Genomic DNA, 14,248 nt, shown 5'->3' on the forward strand with positions numbered 1-14,248 from the left:
TAGCTTAGATTTCGTCTAAAGTTGAGCGCGTCACAAAATCGGATCGCACGCACACGGAGTGTGAGCGCCGTCCGCGGCCGTCAGGGCTGGCCGTACCCGTCGAGGAAGCGCCCGATCCGCCCCATCGCGTCCCGCAGGTCCGCGACCGTCGGCAGGGTGACCACACGGAAGTGATCAGACTCGGGCCAGTTGAAGCCCGTGCCCTGGACGACCATGATCTTCTCGCGCCGCAGCAGGTCCAGGACCATCTGCCGGTCGTCCTTGATCTTGAAGACCTTGGGGTCGAGGCGCGGGAAGAGATACAGCGCCCCCTTCGGCCGTACGCATGTCACGCCGGGGATCTGCGTCAGCAACTCGTACGCGACGTCCATCTGCTCCTTCAGCCGCCCCCCGGGCAGCACCAGGTCATTGATGGTCTGCCGCCCGCTGAGCGCGGCCACCACCCCGTGCTGACCGGGCATGTTCGCGCACAGCCGCATGTTCGCGAGGATGGTGAGGCCCTCGATGTAGGAGTCGGCGTGGGCGCGCGGGCCCGAGATCGACATCCAGCCCACCCGGTATCCGGCGACGCGGTACGCCTTCGACATGCCGTTGAAGGTGAGCGTGAGCAGGTCGGGGGCGACGGCGGCGGTCGGGGTGTGCGTGGCGTCGTCGTACAGGATCTTGTCGTAGATCTCGTCCGAGCAGACGAGCAGGTTGTGCCGCCGCGCGATGTCCGTCAGCCCCCGCAGCATGGCCTCGTCGTACACGGCCCCCGTCGGATTGTTGGGGTTGATGATGACGATGGCCTTGGTGCGGTCGGTGACCCTGCGCTCGACGTCCGCGAGGTCCGGCATCCAGTCGGACTGCTCGTCGCACCGGTAGTGCACGGCGGTACCGCCGGACAGCGATACGGCGGCGGTCCACAGGGGATAGTCGGGAGCCGGGACGAGCACCTCGTCCCCGTCGTCGAGGAGCCCCTGCATCGCCATGACGATCAGCTCGGAGACGCCGTTGCCGATGAAGACGTGCTCGACGTCGGTCTCGATGCCGAGGGTCTGGTTGTGCATGACGACGGCCCGGCGTGCCGCGAGCAGCCCCTTCGCGTCGCCGTATCCATGGGCCGACGACACGTTGCGGAGGATGTCCTCCAGGATCTCGGGCGGACACTCGAAGCCGAACGCCGCCGGGTTCCCGGTGTTCAGCTTGAGGATCCGATGCCCCGCCGACTCGAGCCGCATCGCCTCCTCGAGCACCGGGCCCCGGATCTCGTAACAGACGTTGGCGAGCTTGGTCGACTGGATCACCTGCATGGCAAGGAGCTTACGGCCCGGTAACGGCCCCCGGGTCGTGTTTTCCGACACGTGAGACGCGGGGGTTTGGGCTGTTATCGGCGGTAGCTGTCCCAGGGGCCCCTCACGTCCCTAGAATTCGCGGTCATGTCCAGGCCGCCGGAGAACGAGAACGGGACGCCGTCGACGCCGCCGAACGTGTACCACCCGCGGCCGACGACGCCTCCCCCCGCGTATGACGAGTTCGCGGACCCCGCGGCCGCGCACGGCTGGCAGAACGCGTACGACGCGACGGCCGAGCTGCCCTCGGTGACCGAGGAGCCCGTCACGGGCGGGGGAGAGCCACGCGGCCCCCGGGCTCCGGGCGCCGGCCGCGGCTCGCGGCGCAAGGCGCGCGTCCGGGGCTCGCGGCGGATCCTGGTCGCGGCCGGCGCGGTCTCGGTGGTGTCGGCGGCGGCGCTGATGGCCGGCCTCTCCCTGTCCGGCTCGTCGTCGGGCGACTCGCAGGGCAAGCAGGACCGTACGAGCCCGACCTCGGGGGAGCCGGCGGAGCCGGCCGACTCCGTCGCACCCGGCGCACCGAAGACCGCCGAGCCCTCGCGCACGGACACCCCCGACCTCGTGGCGAGCCCGTCCGCGTCCGACGGTGCCGACGACGCCGAGGAGACGCCCACGGCGGCGCCCTCCGCCACGACCGGCGCCACCCCGACCGCCACGGCGGGCAGCACCGCTCCGGGCAACTCGGGCGAGAACCGGGGCCGCGGACAGGGCAACACCAAGGACCCGAAGTAGGCGACGGGCGACCGGACGCCGTCGCATGTGGCGATCTCATCACCCTCCCGTGAACGTCCTGCGCCGCCCTCTCCGCCCGCCCATTCACCGTGATAGGGAATCCCCTACGGCTTGAACTCACGGGTAACCAACTCCTTGTCCGCACCCCCCTCGTGCGTGACAATGCGCATGACAAACACGTGGGTGACCGGAGATTTTCCGGTCACCTTCTCCGTATGAGGGGACCCCCACATGAGAAAACCTCTCGGCGCCGCCCTCCTCGCCCTGGCGATAGCCGGGGCCGGCGCCGTACCCGCGGCTGCGGCTCCCGTGAACTCGGCCGAGTCCTTCGGTAAGAGCGCGGACACCGACTCGGTCACCTCCCTGGTCCGGGACACCGTCACGTCCACCACGGAGAGCCTCAACCAGGTCCTGAACCCAAAGGTCCAGGCCGTCAACTTCGCGGGCACCGTCTCGCTCAGCAACTGCTCCGGCTCCGTCGTGCGCTTCTCCGACTCGGAGGACAACGACCCGGCGCTGGTGATGTCCAACGGCCACTGTCTGGAGACCGGCATGCCGGGACCCGGCGAGGTCGTCGTCGACCGGGCCTCCAGCCGGACGTTCGGTCTGCTCAACGCCTCCGGGAACCGGGTCGCCAACCTGCGCGCCAGCAAGATTGCGTACGGGGCGATGACCGACACGGACGTGGCGATCTATCAGCTCACCACCACCTACGGGCAGATCAAGAGCTCGTACGGCATCGACGCGCTCACCATGGCCGACACCCACCCCGTCGCCGGTACCGCCATCACCGTGGCCTCCGGTTACTGGAAGCGGCTTTACAACTGCAACATCGACGGGTTCGCGTACCGCCTCAAGGAAGGCGACTGGACCTTCAAGGACTCGGTTCGCTACACCTCCGCCTGCAACACCATCGGCGGCACGTCCGGCTCTCCCGTCATCGACCAGGCCACCAACAAGGTCGTCGCCGTCAACAACACCGGCAACGAGGACGGCCAGCGCTGCACGGTCAACAACCCGTGCGAGGTCGACGAGAGCGGCAACGTCACGGTCCGCCAGGGCATCAACTACGCCCAGCAGACCTACCAGATCCCCGCCTGCTTCGGCGTCGACAACAAGCTCGACCTGAACGCGAGCGGGTGCGTGCTGCCCAAGCCGTAGCCACGGCCCGCGCGGCGGGCGGTCCCCAGGCCACTGAGACGGTTCACGGTGTCCTGCGGACCGCCCGCCCCGCCAGGACGTCCGTCCTGCGCCCGTCCTCGATCACGAAGCGGCCGTCGACGAGGACGTACGGAATGCCCGTCGGGAGCTTTCTCGGCTCCTCGAACGTCGAACCCGCCGCCACCGTCCGCGGGTCGAACAGCACCAGGTCCGCCCGATGGCCCTCGCGGACCAGCCCCCGGTCCGGCAGCCGCAGCCGCGCCGCCGGGCGCGCGGTCAGATGGGCCACGCACTCCTCCAGGGACAGCACCCCCAACTCCCGTACGTAGCGGCCGAGATAGTGCGGGAACGTGCCGTACGCCCGCGGATGCGGCTTCGTGCCCTGCAGGATGCCGTCCGAGCCGCCGGTGTGGACCCGGTGGCGCATGATCGCCCGGACGTTCTCCTCATGGCCGACGTGCTGGAGGATCGTCGAGCCCAGCCGGTCCTGAAGGAGCAGTCCGCGCGCGGTCACCCAAGGGGCCTCGCCCCTTGCGTCGGCGGACTGCTGGATCGTACGGCCGACGAAGTCCCCGAGCGCCGGGTCGGTCACGCCCGAGATCTCGATCGTGTCCCACTCGATGGGCACGCCGTGGCAGCCGTCCGCGCCGATGACCTCCATGTGATGGCGGATGCGCCCGGCCGTCTCCTCGTCCGACAGGCGGGCCAGGATCGCCTCGGGGCCGCCCTCGCTCGCCCAGCTCGGCAGCATCGCGACGAGGGTCGTGCAGCCGGGGGTGTAGGGGTAGGTGTCGAGGGTGATGTCGGCACCGGTCGACAGCGCTTCGTCCAGGAGCTTCAGCAACTCCGGGGCCCGGCCCTTGTTCACGCCGAAGTTCATCGTGGCGTGGGCGAGATGGAGCGCGCAGCCCGCCTCCCGCGTCAGCGCCACCATCTCCTCGTACGCCTCCAGGGCCCCGGCCCCGTAGGAGCGGTGGTGCGGGCAGTAGTAGCCGCCGTACGACGCCACCACCCGGCACAGCTCCGTCAGTTCCGCGTCCTTGGCGTACATGCCGGGCGTGTACGTCAGCCCGGACGACATGCCGACCGCGCCCTGCTCCATGCCCTGCGCGACCAGCTGCCGCATCCGGTCCAGCTCGTCCTGCGTCGCCTCGCGGTCCTCCCAGCCGACGGCGAGCGCGCGGACCGTCCCCTGCGGGATCAGGTACGCCGCGTTCACGGCGATGCCTTGGCCTTCGAAACCGGCGTCGAGGCGGTCCAGGTACTCGCCGACCGTGCGCCAGTCGAAGTCGATGTCGTCGCCGGAGCCGTTCCAGCCGGTGATCGCGCGGCGTACCTCGGCGAGGGTGCGGTCGTCGACGGGGGCGTACGACAGCCCGTCCTGGCCGATGACCTCCAGGGTGACCCCCTGCGCCGCCTTCGCGCTGTGGTCGGGGTCCCGCAGCAGCGCCAGGTCGCTGTGGGCGTGCATGTCGATGAAGCCGGGGGAGAGGACCAGGCCCTCCGCGTCCAGCTCCCGGCGGGCCCTGGGCCGTTGGCAGCCGGCCGCTGCCGCCTCCTGGACGATCGACACGATCCTGCCGCCGTCCACGACCACATCGGCCCGGTAGGACGGGCCGCCGCTGCCGTCGACGACGTCCGCGTCCCGGATCACCAGCTCTTCCATGGCTGACGCCTCCCCTGTCTCCTAGAAGAACGTGCGGATGTAGTCGACGACCGTCCCGTCCGCCTCGGCGACCGGGATCAGCTGCCACTTGTCGAACGACGTGCACGGGTGGGACAGCCCCATGCCGAGCCAGTCCCCGACCTCCAGATCCGCCTCCTCGGTCGTCCGCAGCCACGCGTGCTGGTCGGACAGGGCGGTCACACAGATGCCGGTGGCCGGGCGCTCCGGTCCGTCGCGGCGGACCACCTGGGCGAAGGGCAGGTCGAGGTCGTACGCCGCGTCGCGCTTGCCCGCGTTGACGAAGGCCTGGTCGGGGGTGGGGCGGGAGACGACCTGGGCCCACAGGCGGAAGGCGGGTTCGAGGGCGCCCTCCTGCGGGACCCGGTTGAACGGGGTGAGCTTGCGGTAGTGGCCGTCGTCGTGCGAGACGTACGCGCCCGAGCGCAGCAACTTCAGTACGGGCAGCGACAGTTCGGGGATGTCGGCGAAGACGTCCGCCACCGCGTCGAACCAGGCGCTGCCGCCCGCGCTGACGACGATCTCGTCGAGGCCGGCGAACCGGCCGGCCTTGTCGAACTCGGCCGCGAGGGAGACGAGCCGCCGCAGCCACGCGTGCACCCGCTCGGGGCTCGCGTCCGGCACCTCGCCCTCGTACCCGGCGACGCCGACCAGCCGCAGCGTCGACACGGCGGCCACCGCGTCCGCGACGGCCGCGCACTCCGCCTCCGTACGGACACCGGTACGGGCGCCGTCACCGGCCGCCAGCTCCACGACGACGTCCAGCGGACGGGTGGCCCCGGCGCCGCTCAGCGCCGCGTCCATCTGCTCCACGCCGCGCACGGAGTCGACGTAACAGACGAGACGGAAGTCCGGGTCGGCGGTCAGCTCACCGGCGATCCAGCGCAGGGCGGCGGCGTCCACCAGCTCGTTCGCGAGGAAGATCCGCTCGGTGCCGTACGCCCGCGCCACCCGCACCTGGTGCGGTACGGCGAGGGTGATGCCCCACGCCCCGTGCTCGATCTGCCGCTGGAACAGCTGCGGGGCCATGGAGGTCTTGCCGTGCGGGGCGAAGGCGAGGCCGTGCCGGGTGGCGTACGTCTCCATGAGGTCGAGGTTGTGCTCCAGGCGCTCGGCGGAGAGAGCCAGCACGGGGGTGGCGAAACCGTCGGTGAAGAGGTTGCGGCGCTGGGCGGCCAGTTCGGCGACGGTGAGGCCGTCGGCGTCCGGCGGGAGGCCCTTGAAGCGGTGGTCGACGCGTTCCTCGGCCAGGCGGGCGAGTGCCTCGTTGCTCATGGAACCTCCCTGATCTGGGGAGTTGCATTCTCTGCAACATCCATTGCGTATATCGCTTACCGCTGTCTAACATCTCGGCGAACCGCGGGTCAACGAAGTCCGCGTCCCACGCAACCGCCGAGGAGCTACGACGATCGTGACTGTCACCGGACCCTGCAATGCCCTCGACGTCGTGGACGTTGTCGCGCTCGGCGAGTCCATGGTCACGTTCCTGCCGACGCGGCCGGGGCGCCTCGCCGACGTGCCGTCGTTCGAGCGGGCGATCGGGGGCGCGGAGTCGAACGTCGCATGCGGGCTCGCCGCCGCGGGGCATGCCGTGCGGTGGGTCAGCCGGGTCGGCGCCGACGGGTTCGGCGACCATCTCGTCGAGGCGATCCGGGAGTACGGCGTCGACGTCTCGGCCGTGCGCCGGGACCCGGTGCGTCCGACGGGCGTGTACTTCCGCACGGCGGGCGACCGGGCCACGGACGCGCACGAGGTGGCGTACTACCGGGCGGGCTCCGCGGCATCCGCGATGTCCACGGCGAACGTGGACCTCGCGGCGGTGCGGGCGGGACGGGTGCTGCACCTGTCGGGAATCACGGCGGCACTGTCAGACGCCTGCCTGGAGCTGATGGGTGACCTCGTCGCCCGCCGGCCGGACGACGGCCCGCTCGTCTCCTTCGACGTCAACCACCGCCCGGGCCTCTGGCGCAACGCGGACGGCCCCGGCGTACTCCTGGACCTGGCCCGCGCCTGCGACCTGGTGTTCGTGGGCACCGACGAGGCAGAGGCGGCCTGGGGCATCACCGGCGGCCCGGAGGCGATCCGCGCACTGCTGCCGGAGCCGAGCGTGCTGGTCGTGAAGGACGGGGCACGGGGGGCCACGGCGTTCGAGCGCACGGCGGTGACCGCCGGGCAGTCCGGCCGCCGGCCCGAGGCGGCCTCCGTCCGGCAGCCGGCCCGTCAGCCCGACTCGCCGGCCGGCGGCCAGTCCGGCCACGATCCCGCGGATGCGGCCACACGCGACGCCCAGCCCTTCGACAGCGCCACGGCCGCCCCCGGCCCGGAGCAGGACGGCGTCTCGTCTGCGCCGGCCGGCGCGACCCTCAACCGACCGGCCACCTCGGAGTCGACGACCACCTTCGTGCCCGCTCTCCACGTCGACGTCGTCGCGGCGGTCGGTGCCGGTGATGCCTTTGCCGCCGGGTTCCTCTCCGGGACGCTGCGAGGGCTCGGCGTTCGGGAGCGGTTGCGGCACGGGCATCTGATGGCCGCCGCCGCGCTCACCGTCTCCGGGGACCTCGCCGCGCCGCCCGCACGGGGCCACGCCGACCGGCTGGTCGCCCTGGACGACCTCGGGTGGGAGAAACTTCGACTCGGCCCCGGCTGGACGCAAGCCACCGAGCGGGCCGTCGAGGAGGTACGTACGTCATGAGCCAGACCGTCGACCGTGCGCTCAGCATTCTGCCGCTGCTCGCCGAGGGGCCCGCCGACCTCGGTCAGGTCGCCGACCGGCTGGGGGTGCACAAGTCCACCGCGCTGCGGCTGCTGCGCACCCTGCACGAGCACGGCCTCGTCTACCGCCAGTCCGACCAGCGCTACCGCCTCGGCGCCCGCCTCATCGCCCTCGCGCAGGAGGCGATGGAGAACCTCGACATCCGCGAGATCGCCCACCCCCACCTCGCCCGCCTCAACGAGCAGTGCGGGCACACCGTCCACCTCGCCGTGTACGAGGAGGACGAGGTGCTGTACATCGACAAGGTCGAGAGCCGGTACCCGGTGCGGATGTACTCGCGGATCGGCAAGCCCGTGGCCATCACCGTCGCCGCCGTGGCGAAGCTGCTGCTCGCCGACCGGCCCGAGCACGAGCGCCGCGCTCTCGCGGAGAAGCTCGACTACCCCATGTACACGGCCCGTTCCACCCCCAACGCGCCCGCGTTCCTGCGGGAGTTGGAGAAGGTGCGCGAACAGGGCTGGGCCACCGACCTCGGTGGCCACGAGGAGTCCATCAACTGCGTCGCCGCACCGATCCGGGGCGCCGACGGCCGCGTCGTCGCCGCGATGTCGGTCTCCGCGCCGAATGTCGTCGTCACCGCCGACGAACTCCTCACCCTCCTCCCGCTGGTGCGCCGCACGGCGGACGGCATCAGCGGTGAGTACTCCGGCAGAAACCCCGTGAACCCGGCATCCCCCCGACAAGGACCGTAAGGACTCCGCATGACCGAGAAGATCGCACTCACCCCGAAGACCCACACCACCCCGCCCGCGAAGTTCTCGCACGGCGTGAAGAAGGGGAACATCCTTCAGGTCGCCGGCCAGGTCGGATTCCTTCCCGCGGTCGAGGGCCAGGCCCCCACGCCCGCCGGCCCCACCCTGCGCGAGCAGACCCTCCAGACCCTCGCCAACGTCAAGGCGATCCTGGAGGAGGGCGGCGCCTCCTGGGACGACGTGATGATGATCCGCGTCTATCTGACGGACGTGGGCCACTTCGCCGAGATGAACGAGATCTACAACACCTACTTCGAGGAGCAGGGCCTGACCCAGCCGCCCGCCGCCCGCACGACGGTGTACGTCGGCCTGCCGGCGGGGCTTCTCATCGAGATCGACGCGCTGGCCGTACTCGGCTGACGCCTCCGCAACCCCCGCACGCCGCACACGGCATGGTGTCCGTCACCCCCTGGGACGCCATGCCGCGATCCCCCCTGCCCGAAAGCAGAATGTTCTTACCCAGAGGACCCCCAATTGTCCCCGATATCCTTCCCTCTCGCCGCATCGGCCCCCGCCGAGACCCCACCCCACACCGGCGGCCTGCTCCTTCTCATCGACGGTACGGCCGGACTGCTCACGGTCGCCGCCATCGGCATCGCGCTCCTGCTCTTCCTGATCATCAAGGTGCGCCTGCAGCCCTTCGTGGCGCTCCTCGCCGTCTCCATAGCCGTCGGCCTGATGGCGGGTCTGTCGGTCACCGAACTCTTCGGCACCGTCCAGCGGTCGGACGCCGTGTCCACCATCGAGTCCGGCATGGGCGGCATCCTCGGCCATGTCGCGATCATCATCGGCCTGGGCACCATGCTCGGCGCGATCCTCGAAGTCAGCGGCGGCGCTGAAGTGTTGGCGTCCCGTCTGCTCAACCTCTTCGGCGAGAAACGAGCCCCCCTCGCCATGGGCCTGACCGGCCTGATCTTCGGCATCCCGGTCTTCTTCGACGTCGGCATCTTCGTGCTCGCACCGATCGTGTACGCCGCCGCCAAGCGCTCGGGGAAGTCGATCCTCCTCTACTGCCTGCCGCTGCTGGCGGGCCTGTCGATGACCCACGCGTTCCTGCCCCCGCACCCCGGCCCGGTCGCGGCGGCCGGTCTGCTCCACGTCCAGTTGGGCTGGGTCATCCTCATGGGCATCGTCTGCGGCATCCCGGCGGTGCTGGCCGCGTGGGTGTTCTCGGCGTGGATCGGCAAGCGCATCTTCGTCGCCGTACCGCAGGACATGGTCGAGGCGGCGGCCGAGGCGAAGCAGGCGGTCATCGACGAGCAGCGTGCGTCCGGGGTCGAGCCCCGGGAGACGCCCGTCCCGCTCGGCACGGTCCTCGGCATCATCGGTACGCCGCTGGTGCTGATCCTGGCGGCCACGTTTTCCTCGATCGCCCTGGACCCCTCCACCACCCGCTCGGTGATCGAGTTCTTCGGCAACCCGTTCGTGGCCCTGACGATCGCCCTGCTCCTGGCCTACTACCTGCTGGGCATCCGCCGCGGCTGGTCGCGCAAGTCCCTGGAGACGGTGTCGACTTCCTCGCTCAAGCCGGTCGGCAACATCCTCCTGGTCGTCGGCGCGGGCGGTGTCTTCGGCGCCATCCTCAAGGCCAGCGGCGTGGCCCAGGCCCTCTCAGACACCTTCAACGACGTCGGCCTGCCCGTGCTCGTCCTGGCCTACCTGATCTCGCTGGTCCTGCGGGTGGCCCAGGGCTCGGCAACCGTCGCGATCGTCACGACGGCCGGCATCGTCGCCCCCCTGCTCACCGAGGGCGACCACTCCCAGCCCTTCGTCGCCCTCGTCATCATGGCCATCTCGGCCGGCTCGATCTTCGCCTCCCACGTCAACGACGGAGGCTTCTGGATCGTCGCCAAGTACTTCGGCATCAGCGAGCGGGACACGTTGAAGACGTGGACGGTGCTGGAGAGCGTGCTGTCGGTCGCCGGGTTCGTGGTGGCGGCGGTGCTGAGTCTGTTCGTTTAGCGGGGCGTTCGCCCGGCGGTGCGGAAAAGTCGGCGGCCCCTGCTGCGCCGGTGGGGGCCGCTCGCATGTGAATCTTCCGGTAACGATGCGGGGGCTGGTTGCGCGGGACACAGGGTTGTCGACCATACTGCTCCGCTGTGGAGCAGCGCATAGGTTCAGGCAGCCAGCCCCTGGAAGGCGCCGGGTTCGACCCGGCCTTCATCCCCGGGCTCACGTCACCCGCGTCCGCCAAGCCGGAAGGCGTGAAGGAGAAGGACGCCGCCGAGGAGGCCGCTTCCGGCGTGACGGACGCCGAGGAGACGGACGCCGAGGTGAGGGACTCCGAGGAGACGGATCCCGAAGCCACCGACGAGGACGAGGCGGACGTCGTCGACGAGGACGGGGACGCGGACCAGGCCGACGAGGACGCCCCTGTCGACGGACCCGTCTTCGAGGCCGCCGACCGCCGGGCTCGTATCGTCGTCGACCACAAGGGCGTACGGCTCGCCCTGGACGACCAGAAGTGCGAGTTCCGCTGGGACGAGATCGGCGCGATCGAGACGGAGTCCCCGCGCTTCGGGAAGCGTTACACCGTCACGGTGCACACTCCTGACCGCCGCTGGTACCCGATCGAGATCGAGGCGACGGCCAGGAGCCGCTTCAAGGAGTGGGACGAGCAACTCGACGCGGTCCTCGACGCCTACTTCGAAGACGGGGACGCCAAGGAGGCGGACGCCGTCGAGGATGCTGACGTCAAGGATGCGGACGTCGAGGCAGCCGACGCCAAGTAGCTAGCTGCAGTACTGGGCTTCCTTCCCGATCGACCGGTACATGCAGTCGGAGTTCTCCAGCAGCTGCAGCACCGCATCCCTGTTCCGGGACGTCTCCCGCTCGATCACCTCGTCGGGCGGGTAGAAGCCGCCGCCACCGGAGCGCGGGTACATCTCGAAGGTGTACGCGAAGATCTTCTGGTTGCCCCACAGCCAGTCGTCGATCGACCCGTCGGTGATGTACAGGTCACTGGCCTGCTCGGCCGTATAGCCGTTGCTGGCCGCCATCTTCTGGCCGACGGCCGCGAACGCGTTCCGGTCGTCGGCCGTCATTCCGGTCGTGGTGTCGGAGTACGTGTACCCGAACGGCCACAGCACCAGCTCGCTGTAGGTGTGGAAGTCGACCCCGGCCTTGATCTGCTGCACGCCGCCGACGACCCGGCTGCGCACGAAGTTGGCGACGACCTTGACCTCCGGCGCCGACTCGGCGGACGCGCCCCGGTAGGTGTCCGAGGACGCCGACCCCGAGGAGCCGCCGCAGCAGCCCCACCGATAGGCCCAGTTCCGGTTGAGGTCGGTCCCGACCGCCGACGAACCCGAGTTGGGCTGCCGGTTCTTGCGCCACGACCGGTACGAGCCGGTGGCGATGTCGTACTCGCCGCCGTCCGGGTTGAGGTCGGGCACGATCCAGATCTCGCGGTTGTTCACCATGCTGGTGACCCGGGAGTCGCTGCCGTAGTCGGAGGTCAGCTCGCGCAGCAGATAGAGCGCCATCTCGACGGTGAGGTGCTCACGGGCGTGCTGATGGTGCGTGAAGAGCACCTCGGGCTCGGCCTCGTCGTTCGCCACGTTGTCGCTGATCTTGATGGCGACGATGTTCCGGCCCTGGTACGACGTGCCGATGACACGCTGGCTCGCGATGGATGAGTTGGCCGAGACGATCGAGTTGATCTCGCTCGTCATCTCCGCGTAGTTGTGATAGCGCGAGTCGCCGGACGGGAAGTCGTACAGGCGGACGTCGTCCTCGCCGGCGGACCGGTCGGGGACCGCGCCGAGCGGGGTGACCTCGTAGCCGAGGGCCTTCAGCTTCCTGATCTGGTCCGCCCGGCCGGAGACGACGACGCCGTGGGAGTCGGCCTCGTCCACGGTCACGCCGGCCTGCTGAAGCGCCGTGCGGTCCTTGGCGGTCGAGTGGATGTGGACCTCGTACTGCCGGACGTCGTCGGCCGTAGGGGCCGGCTTGGCAGCGCTGTCGGCGTTGGCGGACACGTTCGCGGAAAGGGGCGCGGCGAGCGCGAGGGCGAGCAGTGCGGCGAGAGCGGCGGTACGTCTGCCGCTGCGGCCGCCTGAGCCGCGGATGCGAAGTCGCATGAATTCTCCTTGTGGGAGTGGGGGGTGGGGTTCAGTGCGACGTACGGACGTGTTGCGGGTGGGGCGTCGTTCATCGTCCGGCGGTGGCATGCACAGGTCAAGGGCGACACTCTGGTTTGTCGTCGTGAACCACCCGAAAATCAGCCGCGCAGTGTACGCGGGGCGGTTCCGTGGAGAGCGGTCCCACGCGAAGTCCACCCGGGGGTGTGATCCGGGTGTGCGTGCCGGCGCGGGGCCGGGGGAGGGTGAGGTTCCGCGCAAGGGGGGACCGGTGGGGGCGGCGGCATGGCGGGGACCGGCGCACCCTCCGGCTCCCCGACTCCCTTGCCGTCGGCTCCCGGACTCCCCGGCTCCGTTCGGCACCACCCCCACAGGAACGGCTGATCATGGGCGGATCAGCGCCACGACGGGATCACCATCTGCCGGTCGAGACGACCAGCTTCGTCGACCGGCGCGGCGAACTCGCGGCCGGTCGCGAGCTGCTGGCCAGGACCCGGCTGGTCACGCTGACCGGGCCCGGCGGCGTCGGCAAGACCCGCCTCGCCGCACGGATCGCGGCCGGGGTACGCCGCACCTTCCCGGACGGCGTGCGTTTCGTGCACCTCTCCGGCTTGGACGACCCGGCGCTCGTCCCGCTCGCCGCCGCCGACGCGCTCGGCCTGCACGACCACTCCGCGCAGCCGCCGCTGCGAGCGCTGGTGGAACAGCTGAGGGACCGTCGGCTGCTCCTGCTGGTCGACAACTGCGAGCACCTGCTCCCGGCCTGCGCCGAACTCGCCGCGGCACTGCTGCACGGCACGACCGGCGTACGGATCCTCGCCACCAGCCGTCACCGCCTGGGCCTCACCGAGGAACATCTCCTGGAGGTACGCCCCCTGCCGGTCCCCGATCCGGACGGCGACCTGTCCTCGTCCGAGGGCTGCCCGGCCCTGGCCCTCTTCGCCGACCGGGCTGCCGCGGTGGCCCCCGGCTTCCGCCTGACCGCCGCCAACCGCGCGGCCGTCGCCCGCCTGTGCCGCCGCCTCGACGGCCTCCCCCTCGCCATCGAACTCGCCGCCGTCCGCATGCGCGTCCTCGACATCGATCGCCTCCTGGACCGCCTCGACGACCGCTACCGCCTCCTCACCGGCGGCAGCCCCGCGGCCCTGCCCCGCCACCAGACCCTGCGGGCAGCGGTCGACTGGAGCCACGAACTGTGCACCGGGCAGGAGCAGTTGGTGTGGGCGCGACTGTCGGTCCTGGCGGGGAGTTTCGACCTGGAGACGGCGGAGGTGGTGTGCGCGGAGGGGAAAGCGGAGGAGCCGAGCGGGGGCAGCGGCGGCCCGACCCCGAGCCACGAGCCCGCACCCCGCCCGGAGTCGGCGCAGGGGGTTGCCTCGGGCGAGGAGGCAGGGGTGGTGCGTGGCGACGCGGTGGGCCCGGCGGCGGGCGGCGTTGGGAGTGCCGTTGGGGAGGGGCCGGCCGCGCTGGATGCCGAGGGGGTGGGCACGGCGGCGTGGGGCGACGGGGGAGGAGCGGTGGCCCCGGGCGTCGGCGCCGTGGACCGGGACGGGGGTGGTGCACGGTGGAGTGGGCCTGCGGGCGGCGTGGGGCGCGCTTCCTGGGCGGGCGGGGTGAGAGGCGACGTGAGCCTCCTGGGCGAGCCCGTCGGGCGGCGGGTGGGCGCGGCCGGGGGGGGGGGCGGAGCCCTCGGCGGGGTACGGGGGCGGAGCCCACGGCGGGGGTGAGGCGGC

11 protein-coding genes and 1 pseudogene are annotated in these 14,248 nt (G+C 70.9%); 8 read left to right on the forward strand and 4 right to left on the reverse strand.

The features are described 5' to 3' along the window. Nucleotides 1-80: 80 nt before the first annotated feature. Nucleotides 81-1,292 (reverse strand): pyridoxal phosphate-dependent aminotransferase, encoded by a 1,212-nt coding sequence (locus AB5J55_RS27015; protein ID WP_369273114.1) that lies wholly within the window; start codon nucleotides 1,290-1,292, stop codon nucleotides 81-83. Nucleotides 1,293-1,418: 126 nt separating this feature from the next. Between AB5J55_RS27015 and AB5J55_RS27020 the strand changes: the two genes are divergently transcribed. Together AB5J55_RS27020 and AB5J55_RS27025 are read left to right on the forward strand one after the other, a co-directional pair. Next, on the forward strand, nucleotides 1,419-2,063 hold the full coding sequence (locus tag AB5J55_RS27020) for a hypothetical protein (protein WP_369273115.1): 645 nt from the start codon (nucleotides 1,419-1,421) through the stop codon (nucleotides 2,061-2,063). A 231-nt stretch (nucleotides 2,064-2,294) separates the two neighbouring features. Continuing rightward, entirely contained in the window at nucleotides 2,295-3,224 is a 930-nt protein-coding gene (locus AB5J55_RS27025; protein ID WP_369273116.1) for a serine protease, read from the forward strand. A 43-nt stretch (nucleotides 3,225-3,267) separates the two neighbouring features. Here the strand turns inward: AB5J55_RS27025 and AB5J55_RS27030 are convergent, their stop codons facing one another. Then, nucleotides 3,268-4,890: an amidohydrolase family protein gene (locus tag AB5J55_RS27030; protein WP_369273117.1), complete on the reverse strand. Its 1,623-nt coding sequence runs from the start codon at nucleotides 4,888-4,890 to the stop codon at nucleotides 3,268-3,270. A gap of 21 nt (nucleotides 4,891-4,911) precedes the next feature. Further along, entirely contained in the window at nucleotides 4,912-6,183 is a 1,272-nt protein-coding gene (locus AB5J55_RS27035) for an amino acid deaminase (protein ID WP_369273118.1), read from the reverse strand. A 199-nt stretch (nucleotides 6,184-6,382) separates the two neighbouring features. On the opposite strand from AB5J55_RS27035, the gene AB5J55_RS27040 reads away from it, so the two are divergent. The 5 genes from AB5J55_RS27040 (at nucleotide 6,383) to AB5J55_RS27060 (ending at nucleotide 11,165) form a co-directional block, all read left to right on the forward strand. After that, nucleotides 6,383-7,600 (forward strand): sugar kinase, encoded by a 1,218-nt coding sequence (locus AB5J55_RS27040; protein WP_369276313.1) that lies wholly within the window; start codon nucleotides 6,383-6,385, stop codon nucleotides 7,598-7,600. Beyond that, nucleotides 7,597-8,373 carry an IclR family transcriptional regulator gene (locus AB5J55_RS27045; RefSeq protein ID WP_369273119.1) on the forward strand — a complete coding sequence of 259 codons (777 nt, stop codon included), beginning with the start codon at nucleotides 7,597-7,599 and terminating at the stop codon, nucleotides 8,371-8,373. The genes AB5J55_RS27040 and AB5J55_RS27045 overlap by 4 nt, the downstream gene beginning before the upstream one ends. 9 nt (nucleotides 8,374-8,382) lie before the next feature. Next, nucleotides 8,383-8,793, forward strand: a complete 411-nt coding sequence (locus tag AB5J55_RS27050; protein WP_369273120.1) for a RidA family protein — start codon at nucleotides 8,383-8,385, stop codon at nucleotides 8,791-8,793. A 123-nt stretch (nucleotides 8,794-8,916) separates the two neighbouring features. Then, the gene (locus AB5J55_RS27055; protein WP_369276314.1) at nucleotides 8,917-10,395 is read left to right on the forward strand and encodes a GntP family permease; all 1,479 of its coding nucleotides are present in this window, start codon (nucleotides 8,917-8,919) and stop codon (nucleotides 10,393-10,395) included. A gap of 137 nt (nucleotides 10,396-10,532) precedes the next feature. Then, the gene (locus tag AB5J55_RS27060) at nucleotides 10,533-11,165 is read left to right on the forward strand and encodes a hypothetical protein (RefSeq protein WP_369273121.1); all 633 of its coding nucleotides are present in this window, start codon (nucleotides 10,533-10,535) and stop codon (nucleotides 11,163-11,165) included. On the opposite strand, the gene AB5J55_RS27065 is transcribed toward AB5J55_RS27060, so the two are convergent. Further along, complete coding sequence (locus AB5J55_RS27065; protein ID WP_369273122.1) at nucleotides 11,166-12,515, reverse strand: M14 family metallopeptidase; 1,350 nt, start codon at nucleotides 12,513-12,515, stop codon at nucleotides 11,166-11,168. A gap of 386 nt (nucleotides 12,516-12,901) precedes the next feature. Between AB5J55_RS27065 and AB5J55_RS27070 the strand changes: the two are divergent. Further along, nucleotides 12,902-13,798 (forward strand): annotated as a pseudogene (locus AB5J55_RS27070) (AAA family ATPase); the annotation flags it as partial. Nucleotides 13,799-14,248 lie beyond the last annotated feature (450 nt).

The organism is Streptomyces sp. R11, assembly GCF_041051905.1.
Classification (GTDB): domain Bacteria; phylum Actinomycetota; class Actinomycetes; order Streptomycetales; family Streptomycetaceae; genus Streptomyces.

Coding starts and splice junctions, on each gene's coding strand:
- AB5J55_RS27015 (WP_369273114.1), bottom strand. CDS start 1,292: ATGCAGGTGATCCAGTCGACCAAGCTCGCCAACGTCTGTTACGAGATC.
- AB5J55_RS27020 (WP_369273115.1), top strand. CDS start 1,419: ATGTCCAGGCCGCCGGAGAACGAGAACGGGACGCCGTCGACGCCGCCG.
- AB5J55_RS27025 (WP_369273116.1), top strand. CDS start 2,295: ATGAGAAAACCTCTCGGCGCCGCCCTCCTCGCCCTGGCGATAGCCGGG.
- AB5J55_RS27030 (WP_369273117.1), bottom strand. CDS start 4,890: ATGGAAGAGCTGGTGATCCGGGACGCGGACGTCGTCGACGGCAGCGGC.
- AB5J55_RS27035 (WP_369273118.1), bottom strand. CDS start 6,183: ATGAGCAACGAGGCACTCGCCCGCCTGGCCGAGGAACGCGTCGACCAC.
- AB5J55_RS27040 (WP_369276313.1), top strand. CDS start 6,383: ATGGTCACGTTCCTGCCGACGCGGCCGGGGCGCCTCGCCGACGTGCCG.
- AB5J55_RS27045 (WP_369273119.1), top strand. CDS start 7,597: ATGAGCCAGACCGTCGACCGTGCGCTCAGCATTCTGCCGCTGCTCGCC.
- AB5J55_RS27050 (WP_369273120.1), top strand. CDS start 8,383: ATGACCGAGAAGATCGCACTCACCCCGAAGACCCACACCACCCCGCCC.
- AB5J55_RS27065 (WP_369273122.1), bottom strand. CDS start 12,515: ATGCGACTTCGCATCCGCGGCTCAGGCGGCCGCAGCGGCAGACGTACC.